This window comes from Bacillus sp. PAMC28571 (genome assembly GCF_014250435.1).
Taxonomy (GTDB): Bacteria; Bacillota; Bacilli; order Bacillales; family Bacillaceae; genus Bacillus; species Bacillus safensis.
In genome coordinates this window covers 1,361,599-1,381,212 of record NZ_CP060191.1, presented here as the reverse complement: position 1 = coordinate 1,381,212, position 19,614 = coordinate 1,361,599, and the positions used below count along the sequence as shown (strand labels likewise).

The 19,614-nt window shown below is 41.6% G+C and carries 23 protein-coding genes; all 23 read right to left on the bottom strand.

The features are described 5' to 3' along the window. Window positions 1-86: 86 nt before the first annotated feature. Window positions 87-968 carry a translation elongation factor Ts gene (tsf, locus tag H7F25_RS06845; protein WP_024424151.1) on the bottom strand — a complete coding sequence of 294 codons (882 nt, stop codon included), beginning with the start codon at window positions 966-968 and terminating at the stop codon, window positions 87-89. A 91-nt stretch (window positions 969-1,059) separates the two neighbouring features. After that, window positions 1,060-1,794: a 30S ribosomal protein S2 gene (rpsB, locus tag H7F25_RS06840; protein WP_024426991.1), complete on the bottom strand. Its 735-nt coding sequence runs from the start codon at window positions 1,792-1,794 to the stop codon at window positions 1,060-1,062. A gap of 155 nt (window positions 1,795-1,949) precedes the next feature. Beyond that, window positions 1,950-2,489 (bottom strand): hypothetical protein, encoded by a 540-nt coding sequence (locus H7F25_RS06835; protein WP_024424153.1) that lies wholly within the window; start codon window positions 2,487-2,489, stop codon window positions 1,950-1,952. Window positions 2,490-2,510: 21 nt separating this feature from the next. After that, window positions 2,511-3,278, bottom strand: coding sequence for a FliA/WhiG family RNA polymerase sigma factor (locus tag H7F25_RS06830; RefSeq protein ID WP_024424154.1), 768 nt, complete (start codon window positions 3,276-3,278; stop codon window positions 2,511-2,513). A 24-nt stretch (window positions 3,279-3,302) separates the two neighbouring features. Beyond that, entirely contained in the window at window positions 3,303-3,803 is a 501-nt protein-coding gene (locus tag H7F25_RS06825) for a chemotaxis protein CheD (RefSeq protein WP_024424155.1), read from the bottom strand. Further along, window positions 3,803-4,429 (bottom strand): chemotaxis protein CheC, encoded by a 627-nt coding sequence (locus H7F25_RS06820; protein ID WP_024424156.1) that lies wholly within the window; start codon window positions 4,427-4,429, stop codon window positions 3,803-3,805. Before H7F25_RS06820 ends, H7F25_RS06825 begins: the two co-directional genes overlap by 1 nt. Window positions 4,430-4,441: 12 nt before the next feature. Next, window positions 4,442-4,903, bottom strand: coding sequence for a chemotaxis protein CheW (locus H7F25_RS06815; RefSeq protein ID WP_024424157.1), 462 nt, complete (start codon window positions 4,901-4,903; stop codon window positions 4,442-4,444). Window positions 4,904-4,927: 24 nt separating this feature from the next. Further along, window positions 4,928-6,955 (bottom strand): chemotaxis protein CheA, encoded by a 2,028-nt coding sequence (locus tag H7F25_RS06810; protein WP_024424158.1) that lies wholly within the window; start codon window positions 6,953-6,955, stop codon window positions 4,928-4,930. Window positions 6,956-6,960: 5 nt separating this feature from the next. Continuing rightward, on the bottom strand, window positions 6,961-8,034 hold the full coding sequence (locus H7F25_RS06805) for a protein-glutamate methylesterase/protein-glutamine glutaminase (protein ID WP_171464223.1): 1,074 nt from the start codon (window positions 8,032-8,034) through the stop codon (window positions 6,961-6,963). After that, window positions 8,031-8,936, bottom strand: coding sequence for a MinD/ParA family protein (locus H7F25_RS06800; RefSeq protein WP_034623627.1), 906 nt, complete (start codon window positions 8,934-8,936; stop codon window positions 8,031-8,033). Before H7F25_RS06800 ends, H7F25_RS06805 begins: the two co-directional genes overlap by 4 nt. Beyond that, the gene (flhF, locus tag H7F25_RS06795; RefSeq protein WP_149126661.1) at window positions 8,930-10,048 is read right to left on the bottom strand and encodes a flagellar biosynthesis GTPase FlhF; all 1,119 of its coding nucleotides are present in this window, start codon (window positions 10,046-10,048) and stop codon (window positions 8,930-8,932) included. The genes H7F25_RS06800 and flhF overlap by 7 nt, the downstream gene beginning before the upstream one ends. Then, complete coding sequence (gene flhA / locus H7F25_RS06790) at window positions 10,048-12,081, bottom strand: flagellar biosynthesis protein FlhA (protein WP_025092587.1); 2,034 nt, start codon at window positions 12,079-12,081, stop codon at window positions 10,048-10,050. The genes flhF and flhA overlap by 1 nt, the downstream gene beginning before the upstream one ends. Before the next feature lie 29 nt (window positions 12,082-12,110). Further along, window positions 12,111-13,199 carry a flagellar biosynthesis protein FlhB gene (flhB, locus tag H7F25_RS06785; RefSeq protein WP_034623630.1) on the bottom strand — a complete coding sequence of 363 codons (1,089 nt, stop codon included), beginning with the start codon at window positions 13,197-13,199 and terminating at the stop codon, window positions 12,111-12,113. Continuing rightward, on the bottom strand, window positions 13,196-13,975 hold the full coding sequence (gene fliR / locus H7F25_RS06780; RefSeq protein WP_025092585.1) for a flagellar biosynthetic protein FliR: 780 nt from the start codon (window positions 13,973-13,975) through the stop codon (window positions 13,196-13,198). Before fliR ends, flhB begins: the two co-directional genes overlap by 4 nt. Window positions 13,976-13,981: 6 nt before the next feature. Then, entirely contained in the window at window positions 13,982-14,251 is a 270-nt protein-coding gene (fliQ, locus tag H7F25_RS06775; protein WP_003211206.1) for a flagellar biosynthesis protein FliQ, read from the bottom strand. A gap of 16 nt (window positions 14,252-14,267) precedes the next feature. Next, window positions 14,268-14,933 (bottom strand): flagellar type III secretion system pore protein FliP, encoded by a 666-nt coding sequence (gene fliP, locus H7F25_RS06770; RefSeq protein WP_008354479.1) that lies wholly within the window; start codon window positions 14,931-14,933, stop codon window positions 14,268-14,270. Beyond that, window positions 14,926-15,585 (bottom strand): flagella biosynthesis regulatory protein FliZ, encoded by a 660-nt coding sequence (fliZ, locus tag H7F25_RS06765; RefSeq protein WP_025092584.1) that lies wholly within the window; start codon window positions 15,583-15,585, stop codon window positions 14,926-14,928. The genes fliP and fliZ overlap by 8 nt, the downstream gene beginning before the upstream one ends. Before the next feature lie 18 nt (window positions 15,586-15,603). Further along, window positions 15,604-15,966: a chemotaxis protein CheY gene (locus tag H7F25_RS06760; protein WP_007499584.1), complete on the bottom strand. Its 363-nt coding sequence runs from the start codon at window positions 15,964-15,966 to the stop codon at window positions 15,604-15,606. Window positions 15,967-15,993: 27 nt separating this feature from the next. After that, window positions 15,994-17,115 carry a flagellar motor switch phosphatase FliY gene (gene fliY, locus H7F25_RS06755; protein ID WP_025092583.1) on the bottom strand — a complete coding sequence of 374 codons (1,122 nt, stop codon included), beginning with the start codon at window positions 17,113-17,115 and terminating at the stop codon, window positions 15,994-15,996. Then, window positions 17,105-18,103: a flagellar motor switch protein FliM gene (fliM, locus tag H7F25_RS06750; RefSeq protein ID WP_024424167.1), complete on the bottom strand. Its 999-nt coding sequence runs from the start codon at window positions 18,101-18,103 to the stop codon at window positions 17,105-17,107. The genes fliY and fliM overlap by 11 nt, the downstream gene beginning before the upstream one ends. Window positions 18,104-18,135: 32 nt before the next feature. Continuing rightward, entirely contained in the window at window positions 18,136-18,564 is a 429-nt protein-coding gene (fliL, locus tag H7F25_RS06745) for a flagellar basal body-associated protein FliL (RefSeq protein WP_024424168.1), read from the bottom strand. Then, window positions 18,561-18,776, bottom strand: a complete 216-nt coding sequence (locus H7F25_RS06740) for a swarming motility protein SwrD (RefSeq protein WP_008344794.1) — start codon at window positions 18,774-18,776, stop codon at window positions 18,561-18,563. Before H7F25_RS06740 ends, fliL begins: the two co-directional genes overlap by 4 nt. Window positions 18,777-18,813: 37 nt before the next feature. Then, window positions 18,814-19,608, bottom strand: a complete 795-nt coding sequence (flgG, locus tag H7F25_RS06735) for a flagellar basal body rod protein FlgG (RefSeq protein WP_025092582.1) — start codon at window positions 19,606-19,608, stop codon at window positions 18,814-18,816. Window positions 19,609-19,614 lie beyond the last annotated feature (6 nt).

Here is a 19,614-nt window from a genome sequence, read left to right as displayed (position 1 = left end):
CTGCCTTTTGTAAATCAATATCCTCTAAAAAATAGGGAACACAGTGCTTGTGCTCCCTAAAAAAGCCCCAGAGAGCTTTTCAAACATTATTTTTTCACTTGGCTCATAACTTCTTCAGCAAAGTTGTCTTGACGTTTTTCGATACCTTCGCCCACTTCATAGCGAACATAAGTTTGAACAGTTGCGTTTTTCGCAGCTACAACTTGTTTCACTTTTTCATCTGGGTTTTTAACGAACGCTTGGTCAAGTAAGCAAATTTCTTCGAAGAATTTGTTTAGACGGCCTTCTACCATTTTAGCTACGATGTTTTCAGGCTTTCCTTCTTGAAGCGCTTGCTGTGTTAATACTTCACGCTCACGGTTTGCTTCTTCTTCTGACACTTGGTCACGAGAAATGTATTTAGGGTTTACAGCTGCAACGTGCATTGCGATGTCTCTTGCAAGCTCTTCGTCAGTTGTTCCGTTAAGAACAGCTAACACACCGATACGTCCGCCCATGTGCAGGTAAGAACCGAATGCAGCATTATCTTCTTTTGTGATGACAGAGAAACGGCGTAGAGTGATTTTCTCTCCGATTTTCGCAATTGCAGATGTGATATGCTCTTCAACTGTTGAACCGTTTTCCATTTTAGAAGCATGAGCTTCTTCAAGTGTTGCAGGTTTAGCAGCAAGCAAATGATCAGCAAGTTCGTTAAGAAGTGCTTGGAATCCTTCGTTTTTCGCAACGAAATCAGTCTCAGAGTTCACTTCTAGGATCACGCCTGTGTTGCCGTCAGTTTTGATAAGAGTTAATCCTTCTGCCGCAATACGGTCTGCTTTTTTCGCAGCTTTTGCGATTCCTTTTTCTCTTAGAAGGTCGATTGCTTTCTCGATGTCACCATCAGTTTCTGTTAACGCTTTTTTACAGTCCATCATACCTGCACCAGTTTTTTGACGCAGTTCTTTAACTAATTGAGCAGTAATTGCCATTTTACATTTCCTCCTTCTATGTTAAAACACGGATTACTAGGTGAAAAAAAGGTGATAAAAGGCATTTCCCTCTTATCACCTTTTGAATAGGTTACGCAGTTGTTGTTTCAGTTTCTGTCGTTTCTTCTACAACAGCTTCTTCTTCGCCTTGTTTAGACTCAAGAATCGCATCTGCCATTTTAGCAGTTAGAAGTTTTACAGCACGGATTGCATCATCGTTTGCAGGGATCACAACATCAATTTCGTCTGGATCACAGTTTGTGTCAACGATACCGATGATTGGGATATTCAATTTACGAGCTTCTGCAACTGCAATACGCTCTTTACGAGGGTCGATAATGAAAAGTGCATCCGGAAGACTCTTCATGTCTTTGATTCCGCCTAGGAATTTTTCAAGACGCTCTAATTCTTTTTTCAGTTGAACGACTTCTTTCTTAGGAAGAACTTCGAATGTACCGTTTTCTTGCATTTTTTCAATATCTTTTAAACGTTTAATACGTTTTTGGATTGTTTCAAAGTTTGTTAAAGTTCCACCAAGCCAGCGTTGGTTCACATAGAACATACCAGAACGGATTGCTTCTTCTTTCACTGAATCTTGTGCTTGCTTTTTCGTACCAACGAAAAGGATTTTTCCTCCGTCAGCAGCAAGGTTTTTCGTGAAGTTGTAAGCTTCCTCTACTTTTTTCACCGTTTTTTGAAGGTCGATGATGTAGATACCGTTACGCTCTGTAAAGATGTAACGCTTCATTTTTGGGTTCCAACGGCGAGTTTGGTGACCGAAGTGAACACCAGCTTCTAGCAATTGTTTCATAGAAATAACTGACATTTTGTTGCCTCCTAATATAATGGTTTTTTTTCCTCCGCTTAAGTCATGTTCACATAAAACTGCGCCACGGCAGCACCTTTATACGAATCATTAAGCGTGTGTATTTAACACCAAGAAATAATATAACACATGATGGACTGACAATCAAGAATCCTTTACAGCTTTCCGCTAAATTTTAATAAAAGCTCGATTTCTGTCTTGCCAGTTTTCATTTCTTTCGCTATTTCTTCTAGTGACCGCCCTTCATCATATAGGGTCTTCACTTGGTCCTCGAATGTTTCTTCTATTTCACTTTTAGAAGGCAGAGAAGCCTCTGTTTCAAGTTGTGGAACGGGTTCGTTTACCTTCTCTTCCTGCACCTCAACTTCGCTAAGGAGAGCCGACAGGTGCTCTGGTACGGGATCTTCACTTTCGACCGATTGCTGGGATTCAATTGGTGGTTGTGGCTGCTTTGGTGTCTGAAGATCCGATTTCAGCTCTTCAGCAGAAAAATCAGGGGAAGCGGCTGCCACTTTTGATAGTTTGTCATTCTCTTCTTTGACCTCCATCAAAAATGCAGCCAGGGTATTTTCCGTTTCTTCTAGAAGTTCTCGCTGCTTTTGTTCTGTTGCCTTCAGCGAATTCATTCTCGTATATAAAATAATCACAAAATAAATAAGTGCAGCATGAAGCATGAAGCTAATCAGCCATAACATATTTTTTCACTCACTAACTCTTTAAGATTGAATGGCTTTATCAAGCAGATGCTTAAGCTTGAACAAGGCCTTTGAATGAATTTGCGAAATGCGCGAAGTAGATAAATTGAGCACTTGACCGATTTCCGTTAATGTCAGTTCTTCTTTATAGAAAAGACTGATCACAAGCTTTTCTTTTTCTGAAAGCTCTGTGATTTTTTCAGAAAGCTGTTCAATTAATTCATCTTTCAGCATTTTCTCTTCTGGAGTCACAGACTTCTCGTCGCGAATCATGACTTGGACGTTCTCTCCGTCTTCTTGATCATGCAGCTTCTCATCGATTGAGAGCAGATTTGCAAAGAATCCTTCATTCATCGTTGTGACGACATCCTGTTCACTCATGCCGAGTTCCTCAGCCACCTCTGTCGGCGTCACATTACGCAAATAACGCTGTTCAAGCTTTTCAATAGCCGCTTCTACTTTTTTTGTTTTTTCTCTTGATGTACGAGGCAGCCAGTCCTCTTTACGAAGACCGTCGATAATGGCCCCGCGGATTCTGAAGGATGCATATGTATCAAACTTCAGATCTCTTCCGGGATCAAATTTTTCAAGGGCATCATATAAACCGAGCATCCCTAGACTGATCAAGTCTTCTTTATGCACTGACTTCGGGAGACCGATGGAAATTCTTCCAACATGATATGTGACGAGCGGCATATAGCGGCGCATAAGATCATCTCCAGCAGCTGGGTCTTTCCACTCTTTCCATCTAGCCCATAGCGCCTGATCTTCGTAATTTAAGGATTGCATCTTTATCCCCCTATACTTCCTTAGTTATATCTTCATAATGCCTTGCTTCACAGTACGGATCTCAAGCTCTGCCGTAAGCGGATCGAATTCGATTGTACGGCCACTGTTTCCGCCTGTATCCTCACTAATAATCGGGATATGATGAAGAGACAGATGTTCTTTTACAGCTGAAACGTTTCTAGGTCCAATTCTCATTAGATCATTGGTTGACTTAAACTTAAACATTTCCGCTCCGCCAGCAAGTTTTGCCTTTAGCGCATGTTTGCGTGCGCCTGCTTTTAAGAGCAGATCAATTGTATGCTTGACACCTGTATCTGCATATTTAGCCAAGTTCTCCACCGCCCCTTTTGAAAGAGAGGAATCTGGAAGCATAACATGGACAAGGCCTGCCAGCTTTTTGTCTTGATCAAACAAGACAAGCCCTACGCAGGAACCAAGACCGGATGTCCGAATGCGGTCCGGTGATTTAACAAGCTGAACATCCGCAATACCAACCTTTACAACTGCCGGAATTTGCACGTTCATTATAGGTTACCTAATGCTTTGAATAGTTTTTCGAACGATTCAAAGTCTGGTAATAGAAACATATTTCCTTTCAGCTCTTGCTTATTTTGATCATCAAAAATAGATGTATCAATCACAATCGCCTGATCCCCAAGAGGACTGAATTGCATCAACCCTTCACTAATGACAGCCCCGAACATATCGAGCGTGACATCTGGAACACTTGGGTAAAGCTGCAATTTGGTTAAATCGGCAAGGGCTGATAAATAAGAGCCCGCTAAAATATTTCCAAGTTCATGAAGTGCTGACGTCCCCATCTCATGTTCATGAATCGTATCAATATCAAATGCCGGATCCTGGACAAGCTCTCTTACAAATTGCTCTGCTTGCTCAAACGGCATAATGAAAAAGATTGAGCCGGTTAAATCCCCTTCCATTCGCAGGAAAATACTTGCAACAGGAAGGTCTGCACCGCCAAAGAAATCCATTAAATCTTCAAACGAGAGAACCTTGACAAAAGGAACAGCCATATCGATTTTTCGATCCAATAGGTTGGCAAGAGCAGACGCTGCGTGGCCTGCCCCGATATTCCCAACCTCTCCTAAAATATCTAGCTGTTCATCTTTAATTTCGTTGAAAATGCTCATTTCACATCCCCCTTAATGAACAGGTGCACCTTGAACGCTCTTGTCGAGGACAGCACCGGCATGAATGATATTGAAAAGACGCTGATCATGCTTAATGATACCTGTCACCCATGACTGTCCTTCTTTTTCAGCTGATTCAGGAGAAGATTCTACTTCTTCCTGATGGACGGTTATGACATCATTTGCTTCATCAACAATCCAGCCGACTTCAATGTCACCAACTTGTACAATGATCATTCTTGTTTCATCTGTAATTTCGTTGTCAGTAGAACCAAGTCTGACTCTCAGGTCAATGACAGGTGTCACGACACCGCGTAAATTAATAACACCGCATATATAAGGGGCAACGCCAGGAACTCTTGTCGGCTGCTGCCATTTTTCAATGGACTTTACTTCTGATACTGAAATGGCGTATTCTTTTTTGTTTACGATAAACACAATCATCTTTTCGCCAGTTTTGATATCTGTACTCATTTCAGACCGCTCCTCTATTGTTTTTTACTTGATCAGTGCATTACAGTCAACGATGAGTGCAACTTGACCGTCACCTAGGATCGTTGCGCCGGATATCGCAAATACGTTTGGCAGATAATCTCCTAGTGATTTCAATACAACCTCTTGCTGACCAATAAATGAATCGACCACAAATGCTGTCAGCTTGTCTCCTTTACGAACAACAATGATGTGCAGTTCTTCCTCTAATTCATTCGCATTTGGTACGTGGAATTGTTTCTTCAAGTACACGACCGGTACGATAAATCCGCGGAAATCAATCACTTCACGATCATGCGTTTGCAGGATGTCACTTTTCTTAATGACAGCCGTTTCAATAATAGAAGAAATCGGAATCGCAAATGTTTCCTCTTCTAGTTTTACAAGAAGAACGGAAATAATCGATAATGTAAGCGGAAGCTGGATCGAAAATAGTGAACCCTGTCCTTCTGTTGAGTTAATGCTTACAGATCCGCCAAGTGATTCCAGCTTGTTTTTCACAACGTCAAGACCTACACCGCGGCCTGAGATGTCAGAAATCGTATCAGCTGTAGAGAATCCTGCTGCAAAGATCAATGAATCAATTTGATGATCTTCAAGTGTTTCTGCTTCTCTTTCTGTGATAACCCCGCGCTCTAATGCTTTTTCAAGCACCTTTTTACGGTTAATTCCGCCGCCATCATCTTCTACTTCAATGAAGACATGGTTTCCGCTATGGTACGCTTTTAATAGAACCGTACCTTTTTCCGGCTTGCCTTTTTTCACACGTTCTTCTGGTGATTCAATCCCGTGATCTAGACTGTTTCTGAGTAAATGCAAGAGCGGATCACCAATTTCGTCGATCACTGTTCGATCAAGCTCCGTCTCAGCACCCTCAATAATAAGCTCAATTTTCTTATTAAGCTCTTTCGTCAATTGACGAATCATACGCGGGAATCTGTTAAAGACAGTTTCCACAGGTACCATTCTCATGTTCAGGATGATTGATTGCAGGTCTCCAGAAATACGAGTCATTCTTTCGACTGTGTCTGTGAGTTCGTTATTTTCTAGTTCTTTCGCAATCTGTTCTAATCGGCCTCTATCAATCACAAGTTCTTCAAATAGATTCATAAGAGAATCAAGACGGTCGATGTTGACACGAATTGTTTTCGTTCCGCCGGCAGCTGCACCGTTATTGCCATTTGCTTTTGGCGCATCATTTGCTGGCGCTTTCGCAGCAGGAACGGATACTTCTTCTTTTTTCTGTTCAGGCTGCGCCTCTTGTTTTTCAGCTGGAGCTGCTTCTTCAAATGCGGAGACTTCAGAGATCTCAACCTTCTCAACCTCTGAGATCGCCGTGACGATTTTCTGCACTTCGTCCATCGGCTGTTTAGAAAGATAAGAAATGCTGAATTCAGATTCAAAATCTTCTGATTCTAACAGTTCTGCATTTGGAACGGTTTTGACAACCTCGCCTGCTTCATTTAATCTTTCAAAAATCATATAGACACGAACGGCTTTTAGTAAGCACGCTTCACTTAATGTCACGTTAAGTTCATAGCATTTGAAGCCTTGCTCTCTCGCTTCATCAAGAACTGTTCGTTCAAATTCGTTATAATCTAAGTCATTAGCAGCAGCTGATGCATCTGCTGTTTCAACGCTAGAAGCTGCCTCAGCATGGCTTCCTGTCACATCTAGCTTTTTACTAATCTCTGTGACATCACGTTTCCCGTCTCCTCCTTCTGCAATCGATTGAACCATTGCTTCAAGATGATCGAGTGCTTCGAACATCGTATCCATTGACTCAGGAGTGACAATCATTTGTTCATTACGGATCGCATCAAACATGTTTTCTAAATGATGCGTTAAGTGAGCCATATCATCAAAGCCCATCGTTGCACTCATGCCTTTCAATGTATGAGCCGCTCTGAATATATCATTCACTAGCTGCAAGTCGGTTGGGTTCTTTTCTAAATCAAGAAGTTTTTCATTACAAGTTTGTAAGTGTTCTCTGCTTTCATCTAAAAAGATATCTAAGTATTGGTTTACATCCAACGTGTTCACGCCCTCTCTTTTTTCATGGAGCTTATAATTGCATGTGCGATGTCATCCACATGCCTTGTTTCATGTGCAAGGCCTGCTTTAATGACTGATTTAGGCATTCCGAAAACAACACATGATTCTTCTTTTTCTGCAATGACTTTCGTATGACCGCTTGCGACCATTTTTTTGACACCTTCAGTACCGTCACTGCCCATACCTGTCATAATGACAGCGATTTTCTCGTAACCCTTTATGCTGCTGATGGATTCAAATAAATAGTTAACAGATGGCTTGTGCCGGCTTTCCGTGTCTTCAGGGGACAGCCTGATAACAAGTGACCCCCCTTGGTCATGAAGTGACATATTCATTCCACCAGGAGCTATGTAAGCCACTCCATTTTTCGCGATGTCTCCATCTTGCGCTTCTTTAATCGTAATTTGTGATAAATGATCTAACCTAGCAGCAAGTGATGCCGTAAATCCTGCTGGCATATGCTGCACAATCAATATAGGTGCCTCGATGTCCTTAGGCAGTTTCGTTACGACTCGTTGAAGTGCCCTTGGTCCTCCTGTAGATGTTCCGATAGTAATAATCTTTCGGAGTGAGCTGCCTTTTACTGGTTGCAGCCGGGGTGAAGCCACTGGACTTGGCGGCTTTATCACCGGCTTAGGAGACACCTTCTCTTCAGTGCGTTTCCTTGACATTCCTGCTGCAAGTACCCGTTCTACAATTTGCCCCCTCACTTTGTGCAAATCGAGCGAAATACTTCCCGAAGGCTTTGTCACAAAGTCAAAAGCACCGAGTTCTAAGCAATGGATGGTTAAATCTTTTCCTTGCTTTGTCTGGCTTGACACCATAATCACGGCAAGGTCGTGTTCAGCCAGAATTTGTTTTAATGCTTCTGTTCCGTTTAAAACAGGCATTTCCACATCTAATGTGACAACATCTGGATTCAGTTCCTTGATCCGTTTTAAGGCATCTTCCCCATTTCGCGCCGTTCCGACGACTTCTATTTCTTGCTCGGCACTTAGAAAATCACTAATGAGCTTTCTCATAAAGGCCGAGTCATCTACTACTAGCACTCTAATCATGAGTCCACCTTCCTCCTTTTAAAAAAAGAGGACAACTTATCTATAAACGTATGCTGTTCTCTCCGTGCCTCTCTTATCTGCTGATGATATAGTGTTTCTGCCAACATCTTAATGGTTTTACTCAGCCTTGAATGAGGCTGCTTCATATAAAATGGAATTTGTTCTGATACTGCTTTAGGAACCGCAGGATCATCAGGCACAGCGCCAGCAAATACAAGTTTTCTGTGAAGAAAAGATGTGACCACTCCTGCTAATTTCCGGTAGGTTTCAGACCCTTCTGACGGGGTTTTGCACCGGTTAACAATGATTTGCACAGACCGTTCAAACTGATGAATGGCTAAGTGTTTAATCGCGCTGTAGGCATCCATGATGGATGTTGGCTCTGGCGTAGTCACAACGACGACTTCTCCTGCCGATAAGACAAAAGGCAGCTGATCTTTTGACAAGCCGGCTCCCATATCGAAGAAAATACAATCGAAGTCCTGCATCATTCTTTCCATCTCTTCCAAAAAGAACGACCATTGATCTTTATCTAAAGAAAACAGCTGTTCAAGCCCGCTTCCGCCAGAAATGTAATATAGGTTATCCGTTCCTTTTGTCATGGCTGCTTGGAAGGATTTTTTTCTAACGAGAACATCTAATATAGAACTAGTCGATGTTTTCCCTAGTAAAATATCAATATTCCCCATCCCAAAATCAAGATCAATCACTAACACTCTTCTCTCTGTACTTGCGATAGACAGTGCCATATTCAGGGTCAAATTCGATTTACCTACCCCGCCTTTACCGCTCATGACGGCAATGGTTTTGGCCTGTCCGCTGACGTTAAGAGGAGCCGGTGTGATCATTTGACTCTGCTGAACTAGTTTTCTTAACCCTTCTGCTTGGTCGGGCTTCATGATTGTAAAACCATCCTTGTTAGTTCAAGAGGCGAGCCTTCAAGAATATCCTCAGGCACATTTTGACCATTTGTTAAAAAACCAAGTTTGATTTGAGAGTCAGCAATGATTTGAAAAATGGTTCCCATCGTGTCCGTTTCATCTACTTTTGTAAAAATGAATTGATTGATTGGAACGTGTTCAAAGCGTTTGACCATGGCTTTCATGTCTTGATACTTCGATGTAGCACTCATCACGAGAAAACTTTGAATGCTCTCATCAAATGGAATAATGTCGGTCAGCTCTTTGATATACGCTTCTTCTTTAAAGTTACGACCTGCTGTATCGATGAAGATATGATCATACTCTTTAAAGGTCTCTTGGGCTTTTACAAAATCCTCTCTTGAATAACAAACCTCAAGCGGTGCATTCAGCAGTTCAGCATATGTTTTCAGCTGTTCGATCGCTGCAATCCGGTACGTATCGGTTGTAATAAAAGCGATTTTCTTTTGCTGCTGAATGGCCGTTTTAGCAGCCAGCTTTGCAATCGTTGTCGTTTTACCAGCTCCAGTTGAACCGAACAAAACAATGTATTTTGAAGAAATCATCGGCTCATCAGAGGTTTTAGCTGGAAGCATATCTGTCAGCAGTTGTTCAAGTTCTTTTTTTATGTGATTTTCTTTAACCGCACCCTTTGTTAAAAGACCCTTCAGGCATTCGTCTCGAATGGCATCATCAAGTCCTTGATCCTTTAGCTTTTGATCGATTGCTATGAGAGGATCAGGCAGAATACCCGCATGCCGTTCATTCCTCACATATTCTAAAGGCTGGGGATGAGAAGGCGCTGGTTTCGCCGCCTTGGGAGCAAATGAAGGCTCTTCGGGCAGCTTTTGAACTTGTTCCTTTTTTGGTAATACTGGAAGAGGCGGCGCAGGGTTTAACCCTTTACCAGCTCTTTCCTCGAAATCTTGATCCAGCACTGCAATCACTTCGACCATTTGCTGTTTCTTCAAACCGAACAGTTTGCGTTTGACAACGGTTTTAGAATTTAAAATAACGGCATCTTTCCCAAGCTGCTGCCTGATTTGAATCGTTGCCTCCTGCATAGAATTTGCTGTAATTTTTTTCATTTTCATTAGATATCCACCACTCCGATGCTCTGTACTTCCACATTCGCTTCTAGTTCGTTATAAGATAGTACCGGTAAATCTGGGAAATATCTTTCTAACAACTGCTTAACGTACATTCTTATAGGAGGTGAGCATAATAGAACCGGCGTTTCCTGACGAAGCGAAAGCTGTTCAATTTCTCTCGCCACTGATTGAATCACACTTTCAGAGGATTCTGGATCTAACGATAAGTAGTTTCCATGCTCTGTCTGCTGAACGCTGTCTGCAATCACCTTTTCTACTCGGCCTGAGCATGTCACAACTTTGAGTGATTCATTTTCTCTTGCATACTGTGCGGTAATCTGTCTTGCGAGCGCCTGTCTAACATACTCTGTTAATAAATCTGTATCAGTCGTTAATTTTCCGTAGTCTGCAAGCGTCTCAAAAATGGTGACAAGGTTTCGGATAGAGACCTTTTCTTTCAGCAGCTTCGCCAGCACTTTTTGAATATCACCGACTGCCAGCGGATTTGGTGTTACCTCATCCACTAAGACAGGATAACTTTCTTTCAGATGATCGATTAATTGCTTCGTTTCTTGGCGTCCGAGCAGCTCGTGTGTGTTTTGTCTAATCTTCTCTGTGATGTGAGTAGAGACAACAGACGCTGGGTCCACAACCGTATAGCCTAGCATCTCAGCCTGATCTTTTTCTGCTTCTGATATCCATTTAGCCGGCAGGCCAAAGGATGGTTCGATTGTTTCAATTCCTTCAATCGGATCATCATCAGGCGTTGGGGACATCGCTAAGTAGTGATCAAGCAGCAGCTCACCTTTTGCTACTTCGTTCCCTTTAATTTTCAACCGGTATTCATTTGGGTTCAGTGCAATATTGTCCCTGATCCGGACCACTGGAATGACAAGACCAAGTTCGAGGGCAAGCTGCCTTCGGATCATCACAATTCGGTCTAACAGGTCACCGCCCTGATTTGCATCAGCGAGCGGGATCAGGCCGTAGCCAAATTCAAATTCAATAGCATCCATTTGCAGGAGATGAATAACACTTTCTGGACTTTTCATCTCTTCTACCTCTGCCTGTTCTTCCAGTACCTCTTCGATTTCTTCTTGATCTTGTTTGTTTTTCGACATCATGTATGCGCCAAGTGCTATTAAACCTGCAATTGGCCCAGTTAAAAGTACGCCGATTGGCGTAAACAAACCAAGAAGGAAGATCGTTCCTGCTGTGACATAAAGCATGGCTGGGAAGGCAAAGAGCTGACCTGTAATGTCTGATCCAAGGTTTCCGTTAGAAGCAGCTCTCGTAACAACAATCCCTGTCGCCGTTGAGATGAGGAGTGCCGGAATTTGAGAAACAATTCCGTCCCCTACCGTTAATAGGGTAAAGTGGGAAGCTGATTCTTGAATCGACATGCCTTGCTGAAGCATCCCGATAATGATTCCAAATATAATATTGATGATGACGATGATAATACCTGCGATGGCGTCCCCTTTAACGAACTTACTGGCACCGTCCATCGCTCCATAAAAGTCTGCTTCCCTCGCTACTTTTTCACGGCGGTTTCTTGCTTCACTTTCTGTCAGCATCCCTGCATTTAAATCAGCGTCAATACTCATTTGTTTACCTGGCATCGCATCAAGTGTAAATCTTGCCGCAACCTCTGATACACGCTCAGCCCCTTTAGTAATAACAATAAACTGAATGATGATCAGAATAAGGAAAACAACGAGACCAACGATGATATTTCCTCCAACAACAAATGAACCGAAAGTTTCGACAACCTTTCCAGCATCTCCTGTTGAAAGAATAGAACGTGTTGTAGAGATGTTAAGCCCTAAACGAAACAGTGTTAAGAGCAAAAGCAATGATGGAAAAATTGAAAATTCCAGTGGTTCTTGCATGTTCATAGTGGTGAGAAGCACGATAAGCGCAAGAGAAATATTAATAATGATTAAAATACTTAATAGCATTGGCGGAAACGGTATGACCAGCATCGCCACAATTAAAATAACACTGAATATAACAGATAAATCTCTTGCTGACATGCCTGTTCTCTCCTTTTAAAACCAAAAATTCATAAAATCTTTTGTTTCGTTTTATAGACGTAAGCTAAAATTTCTGCGATCGCCTTAAAGTATTCTTCCGGCACCGCTTGGTCGATGTCGACCTGATCATAGAGTGCACGGGCAAGCGGGCGGTTTTCTACAGTCATGACATCATGTTCTTTCGCAATCGTTCTAATTTTCAAAGCCAAAATATCTGTTCCCTTTGCCACAACATAGGGCGCGTCCATTTTTTCTTCATCATACTTTAAAGCAATGGCATAGTGGGTTGGGTTTGTAATGATGACGTCCGCTTTTGGGACTTCCTGCATCATCCGTCTCATGGCCATTTCCCGCTGACGCTGTTTAATCTTTGATTTGATGAGCGGGTCACCCTCTGATTTTTTATACTCATCTTTGATGTCTTGTTTGGACATCCTCAAGTTTTTTTCATAATCAAATTTCTGATACATATAATCAAGCCCTGCCAAAATCAAAAGAGCACCAGCAGCATACAGCCCCATAATTAAGGTCATATTTGCAACGAAATGAAGGGTTTCCTCTGCTGTTAATAAAGGAAGCCGCAGAATTTCGTCAAAGTGCATCCAAAGAGCAATAAATGTCGCAAAGCCAACAAAGCCAATTTTCAAAATGGATTTTAATAGCTCTACGAGGGCTCGAATACTGTATATCCGTTTAAACCCTTTGATTGGGTCAAGCTTTTCTAATTTCGGTTTGATCACTTCTGCTGAAAAGAGAAAGCCGACTTGTAAATAGTTACTGATAATCCCCGCCAGCATGCCAACACCAAGGATTGGCATGAGGAGGAGCCCTGTTTCCTGAAGCAATTCCAAGAATAGTTGATGAATATTAGATGTGCTAACCTTCATTAGCATGGTTGTTGAATAAAAACGTTCTATGAGCGCGATAATCCGCTCTTTCATAAAAGGCCCAATAAAAAAGAATGATAAAAAGATTAATAAAAATGAGATGGCTGTATTGACGTCGGTACTTTTGGCAACCTGTCCTTTTTTACGTGAATCCCGCCTTTTTTTCGGCGTTGCTTTTTCTGTTTTTTCACCTGCGAAAAATTGCAAGTCTAGTCTAAGCCTTGTCATCATGACGAACCACCGACCAATGCTAAGAAATTCCTCATGGTGAGTACAATCGTTTCAAATGTATTTTGGACAACACCGAAGATGACGCCCATACAGATGATGATCATGATAAAACTCACTCCTATTTTAATAGGAAGTCCGACCACAAATACGTTCATTTGCGGAACTGTACGTGCCACAATCCCCAGCGCTAAATCGACTAAAAACAGACTTGCCACGACAGGTGCCGAGATTTGAAAGGCGATGATAAACATTTGGTTGAAACTCTTTGCGATAAAGTAAGCAAAGGATTCACTGCCGAAATTCAGCGCGTATTGATCAACTGCAATGTATTGAAAGCTGTAATAGATTCCATCAAGCAGCAAGTGATGTGCGTTTGTTGCCAGCATCAACAGTAATGTGACCGTATAAAAAAACTGGCCCATCAGCGGCGTCTGCGCCCCTGTTTGCGGATCAATAATATTGGCAATCGCAAAACCCATTTGAAAATCAATGAATGAGCCGGCAATTTGAACAGCGGACACCATGATGTATGCAATCAGCCCAAGCAGAAGCCCGACCATTGCTTCTTTTACCGCAAGCATCATATAAAGACCGTCTATGTCGAGTGCTGGCGGTTCTTTTATGGTGCTAAAACTAATGACAGCTAAAAACAGTGAGAATCCAACTCTGTGTACAGCTGGGATCGTTCTATGCGCTAAAAGCGGTACTGTCACAAAAAAAGCGGTGATCCGAATAAAAACTAAAAGAAAAGCAGGGAATAATTCTATGATTGACATCGCTTGTTAACCTGCAAATCGATCTAAATTCGAGAACAGCTCTGTCGTAAAGGACACGATTGTTGAAAGCATCCATGGACCAAACACAACAAGCCCAATGAGTACAGCAACAATCTTAGGAATAAACGCAAGCGTCTGTTCTTGAATTTGGGTTGTCGCCTGAAACACACTGACAATCAGTCCCACAATAAGTGCGAGCGCTAGAAGCGGCCCACTCACAAGCAATACTACATACACTGATCTTTCAGCCATCGTAATGACAAATTCTGAACTCATGTTTTAAGCACCTACTCTAAAAGCTTTGCAGCAAAGATTTAACTATCAAATACCATCCATCGACTAAAACAAATAACAATATTTTGAAAGGGAGCGATATCATAACCGGCGGAAGCATCATCATCCCCATTGACATCAGAACACTTGCGACCACCATGTCAATAATTAAAAATGGAATAAAGATCATAAAACCAATTTGAAATGCCGTCTTTAATTCTGAAATGGCAAAAGCGGGAACCATCGCCGTTAATGGAATATCTTTAATCGATTCAGGTGTATCCATTTTTGCGTAGCTAAGAAATAAAGCCAAATCTTTCTGTCTTGTATGTTTACTCATAAACTCTTTAATAGGCACTTCGGCTTTTTCATACGCCTGATTTAACGTGATGTCATCATTTAAAAGCGGCGTCAGCGCCTCTTTATTAATCTGTGAGAACGTGGGAGCCATGATAAAAAATGTGAGAAACAAAGCAAGTCCAACAAGCACTTGGTTTGGCGGCATTGAGTTGGTTGCAAGTGATGTTCTGACAAATGAAAGAACAATCACAATCCGTGTAAAACAAGTCATTAAAATGAGAATGCCTGGTGCAACCGAAAATACAGTTAAAAGTAATAGAAGACGGACAGATGTGCTGATATTTCCTGCACCGCTGGAATTAAATAAATCGATAAACTCATTCATTTTGTTTCGGGCCTTTCTTTCTGACTTCTGATTGGGTCTTTTTCAATTCGGCTAGCTGCGCCTTTAAATTGGCTGAAAAAGAAGAAGTGGTCGGCTGATCATGTTTCTTTACCTGCGATGTGAATTTTTGAACCATTTTTGGTAAATCGGTTTTGCTTTCCATCGCTTCTTCATATTGTTTCACGATTGCTTCACATTCTTGTTCATCATCAATCTCTTTTAGCAGCTGGATTGAGTCTGCTACGCCGACAACTAATACTCTTTTGCCCACTTTGATCAGCTGGACTGAACGGTTTTGTCCGACTGTCGTTCCGCCAATATTTTCAACATATCGAAATGGTTTGAGTAAGCGGTTTTGCTTACCAACAAATCTCACCAATCCATAAATAAGCAGGATGACAAAAAGTAAGGCACCAATCATTTTGACAAAATCCATAATGGAGACAGAAGAAGAGGGAACTTCTTCTGCCGGATTCGTTTGATTGTCAGTGGTTTTCTTCTCTGTATCCTTTTTGCTTTCTTTCTCACCTTTGAGCCAGTCATTCACTGTGCCATTCTCAGGATCTTTCGTTTCGGCAAACAGTGAGGCAGGCTGCATCGTCAAGAAAAGCATAAAACTGATCATTGCTATACATATCAAACGTTTTTTCAACAAATCTTACACCCTTTTTTAGCCTAACGTTTTATTAATTGCTTCAAGTACGCGGTCTGCCTGGAATGGCTTCACGATAAAGTCTTTTGCACCTGCTTGGATCGCGTCAATAACCATTGACTGCTGTCCCATAGCAGAACACATGATGATTTTTGCAGAAGCATCGATTTGTTTAATTTCTTTTAGTGCAGTGATTCCGTCCATTTCTGGCATTGTGATATCCATTGTGACAAGATCAGGAGATGTTTCTTTGTATTTTTCAACTGCTTGTGCGCCGTTTTCTGCTTCTCCTACTACATCAAATCCGTTTTTTACAAGAATATCCTTGATCATCATTCTCATGAATGCTGCATCATCTACGATTAATACCTTAGTAGCCATTTACTTATTCTCTCCCTATATGTTTGTTTATTTTAAATTAGAAAGTCTTTCTGACTGACTTAAAATATCAGTCACACGAACACCAAAGTTCTCATCAATGACAACGACTTCCCCTTTGGCGACGATTCGTTTGTTCACTAGAATGTCTACTGGCTCACCAGCAAGTTTGTCCAGTTCAATGATACTTCCAGCTGAAAGCTCAAGAACTTCTTTCACACTGCGCTGAGTTCTTCCAAGTTCCACCGTAATGGAAAGCGGAATGTCCATCAGCATATCAAGGTTTCCTAGCTGGCTTGTTGTATGCTGAGGCTCACTGAACGATTCAAATTCAACTGGCGCCACATTTACAGGTGCTGCCGGCTTTGGCTTTGCCTGTCTTTTCGGCGGTGCTGCTTGCTGCGCTGGGGCAGACTGCGTTTGCGGAGCTGCCGGCTGAGGTTCAGGTGCACTCACTTCTTCTTGAACCGGCGCTTCTTCTTGCGCAGGATCTGTTAATTCTGCAATTAAATCCTTCGCAAATGTAATAGGATAAAGCTGCATAATATTTGAATCGATGAGTTCACCTATTTTTAATCTGAAGGATACTTTGACAAGCATTTCTTCAGCTGGAATGCGGTCTGTCCCTTCTCCTTCTTTCACATCAAGTAATTCGACGCGCGGCGGAGAAATATCAATCTTTTTATTAAAGACAGTCGACATGGATGTCGCAGCAGAACCCATCATTTGGTTCATTGCTTCTTGTACTGCACTTAAGTGAATCTCACTTAAAGAAGGGTCAGCATTTGTCCCGTCTCCGCCCATCATTAAGTCCGCAATAACTGCTGCATCTGTTTGCTGGACGACAAGCAGGTTACTTGCGCTGAAACCTTCCGTATAATTCACTTCAATAGCGACATACGGATGAGGAAATTCCTCATTCAGCATACTTTTTTGAATCACTGTAACAGTTGGAGTTGTAATCTCCACTTTTTGATTTAATAGGGTTGAAAGTGCTGTTGCAGAGCTGCCAAATGAAATATTTCCGATTTCTCCAATGGCATCTTGCTCCATTGCAGAAAGGATTGTATCAGGCTCTATATCGTCATTGCTGCCTCCTTTAAGGAGCGCATCGATTTCGTCTTGTGATAATTTACTTCCGTTATTCTCCATCTTCTTCACCTCTTATGTCGTGATCTAGAATTTGAATCGCCTGTTTCCGATTCACGCGGCCGGCCTGTCCCAAGAATTTCGGTTTATTTCCGACCATAACAGTAAGAGGCGCATTTACTGGTTTGTCCAAGGCAATACAATCACCAATTTCCAAATTCAAAAACTCTTCCACCGTCATTTCCGATTGTCCCAGCTCTGCGACTACCGGTATTTTTGCCTTCATAATCCGTTTTTCAATGGCCTTTGTTTCTTGCTGTTTTGGTTCATTTCGTTCAGACTGCATCCAGTAGTGTACAGACAGCTTCGGAATAATAGGCTCTAATACAACGTGAGGAATACATAGGTTAATAACCCCGCTTACCTCGCCAATCTGTGTATTAAGAGAAATGACGACAACTGTTTCGTTTGGTGACACCATTTGAACAAACTGGGGATTTACCTCGAAATCTGCCATTTCAGGCTCGATGTCGGTTATGGACTGCCACGCTTCTCTGTAATTTTCCAAAGCTCCCTCAAACATGTTTGAGATAATCTTTGTTTCAATTTCTGTAAGTGATTCTGTCTTATTATGACTAATGCCAATCCCGCCCATCAGCCTGTCCATCATCGCATAGCCGATTGTTGGGTTTACTTCAAGCATGATTCTTCCTTCAAGCGGGCTGACATAAAATAAGTTTAATAATGTCATATTAGGAATCGAACGAATAAATTCTTCGTAAGGTACTTGGTCAACCGAGCTGACAGTAATTTGAATATATGATCTTAGCTGCGCTGAAAAATGCGTGGTGAGCAGTCTAGCGAAGTTATCATGAATCCTTGTTAAACTTCGAATCTGGTCTTTTGAAAAGCGCAGTGCACGTTTAAAGTCATACACCTTCACTTTTTTCGTCGTTTCCTCTTTTTTCAGCTCTTCTGCATCCATTTCGCCTGTTGAGATGGCGGATAATAATGCGTCGATCTCATTCTGGGAAAGCACTTCTCCTGACATTTCTTCACCTCCATCGCGTTAATTAATCGCCTCTATTGCAGATTAAAGGAGGTTATATATACTTCTTTCACCTTGCCATCTTGCAAATAGTTATTCACTTTGTTTTTGACTTGTGTTTTAAAATGTTCTCTGCCTTTTTTGCCATCAAGTTCATCTGCATTCGTGTCTGATAAAATGTCGATGACAGCATCTTTTACCTGGAAACTTCTTTTCTCAAGCTCTGATTTTGCTTTTTCAGAGTCCGTTTCAATATTCAGGACAAGTTTGACAGCATTTCCTTCAGATTTTAAATTGGTGATAATCTCAGGAATTTCAACAGAAGCTTTTACAACTTCATCTGCTGTTGGCTCTTTTTCGGCTTTTGCTTCGTCTGACCCATTCAGCAGAAAAAAGATGCCTGCTCCAATTCCGACGATGGCAATAATCATGATTAGCATTACTACGACTAATTTCTTCTTCATTCAAACTCCTCTATTCCTTGATTCAATGAAATGACTTGGATTTTTCTGTAGAAAGAAATGATTTTCTCTTGAAGCTGCTCTTCATCTTCTTTCACAACGAATTTCTTTCCATTGGCCAAAGTAATGGTCGTGTCTGGAAAACTTTCGATTTGCTCGATATGGAGAGCGTTCAGCATAAATCCTTTGCCATTTAATCTTGTTACTTCAATCATATTAAGCAGAGAAGCGAGCATCCGCTCCCCCTACCTCCTATCGTTTCAGATTCACAAGCTCTTGCAGAATTTCATCAGATGTTGTGATCGTCTTTGCATTCGATTGGAATCCACGCTGCGCGATAATCATTTCGGTAAACTCATCTGTTAAATCAACGTTTGACATTTCAAGTTTCCCTGTTTGAAGTTCACCTGTTCCTTGACTTCCAGGAGCGATGGCATTACTTGGCGCACCGGAACTGAGCGTTTGGCGGTATAGGTTATCCCCAATCTTATCTAATCCTCCTGCATTACTGAATGACACAAGTGATATTTGTCCAACAGTACGAGAAACGTTGTTCTCAACAACAGAAACTGTCCCATCTGGCCCAACACTGACACTTGACACATTGTCGCTTGGAATGTTGATTTTTTGCCCATCCATGCCAAGTAGATAGTTTCCATCAGGTGTTGCCAAATCCCCATTTGAATCAGGTTTGAAGTTCCCTGTTCTTGTAAATAGGATTTCACCTTGCTTTTGAATACGGAAAAATCCATCTCCATTAATATAGAAATCAAATGGTTCGTCTGTATTTTGAGAAGAACCTGATTTCATGATTTTATCAATAGAAGATAAAGATGATCCCAAACCAACTTGTTTTGAGTTAATTGAACCAGAGTTGTTCGTCGGTCCACCTGAACTTGAAATGGTTTGACTGACCATATCTTTAAACGTGATACGGCTTTTTTTGTATCCGTGTGTATTGACGTTGGCTACGTTATTGGCTACCACATCTAATTTTGTTTGGAAGTTTTTCATTCCGCTAATTCCTGAGTAAAGTGAGCGTAACATTTATTT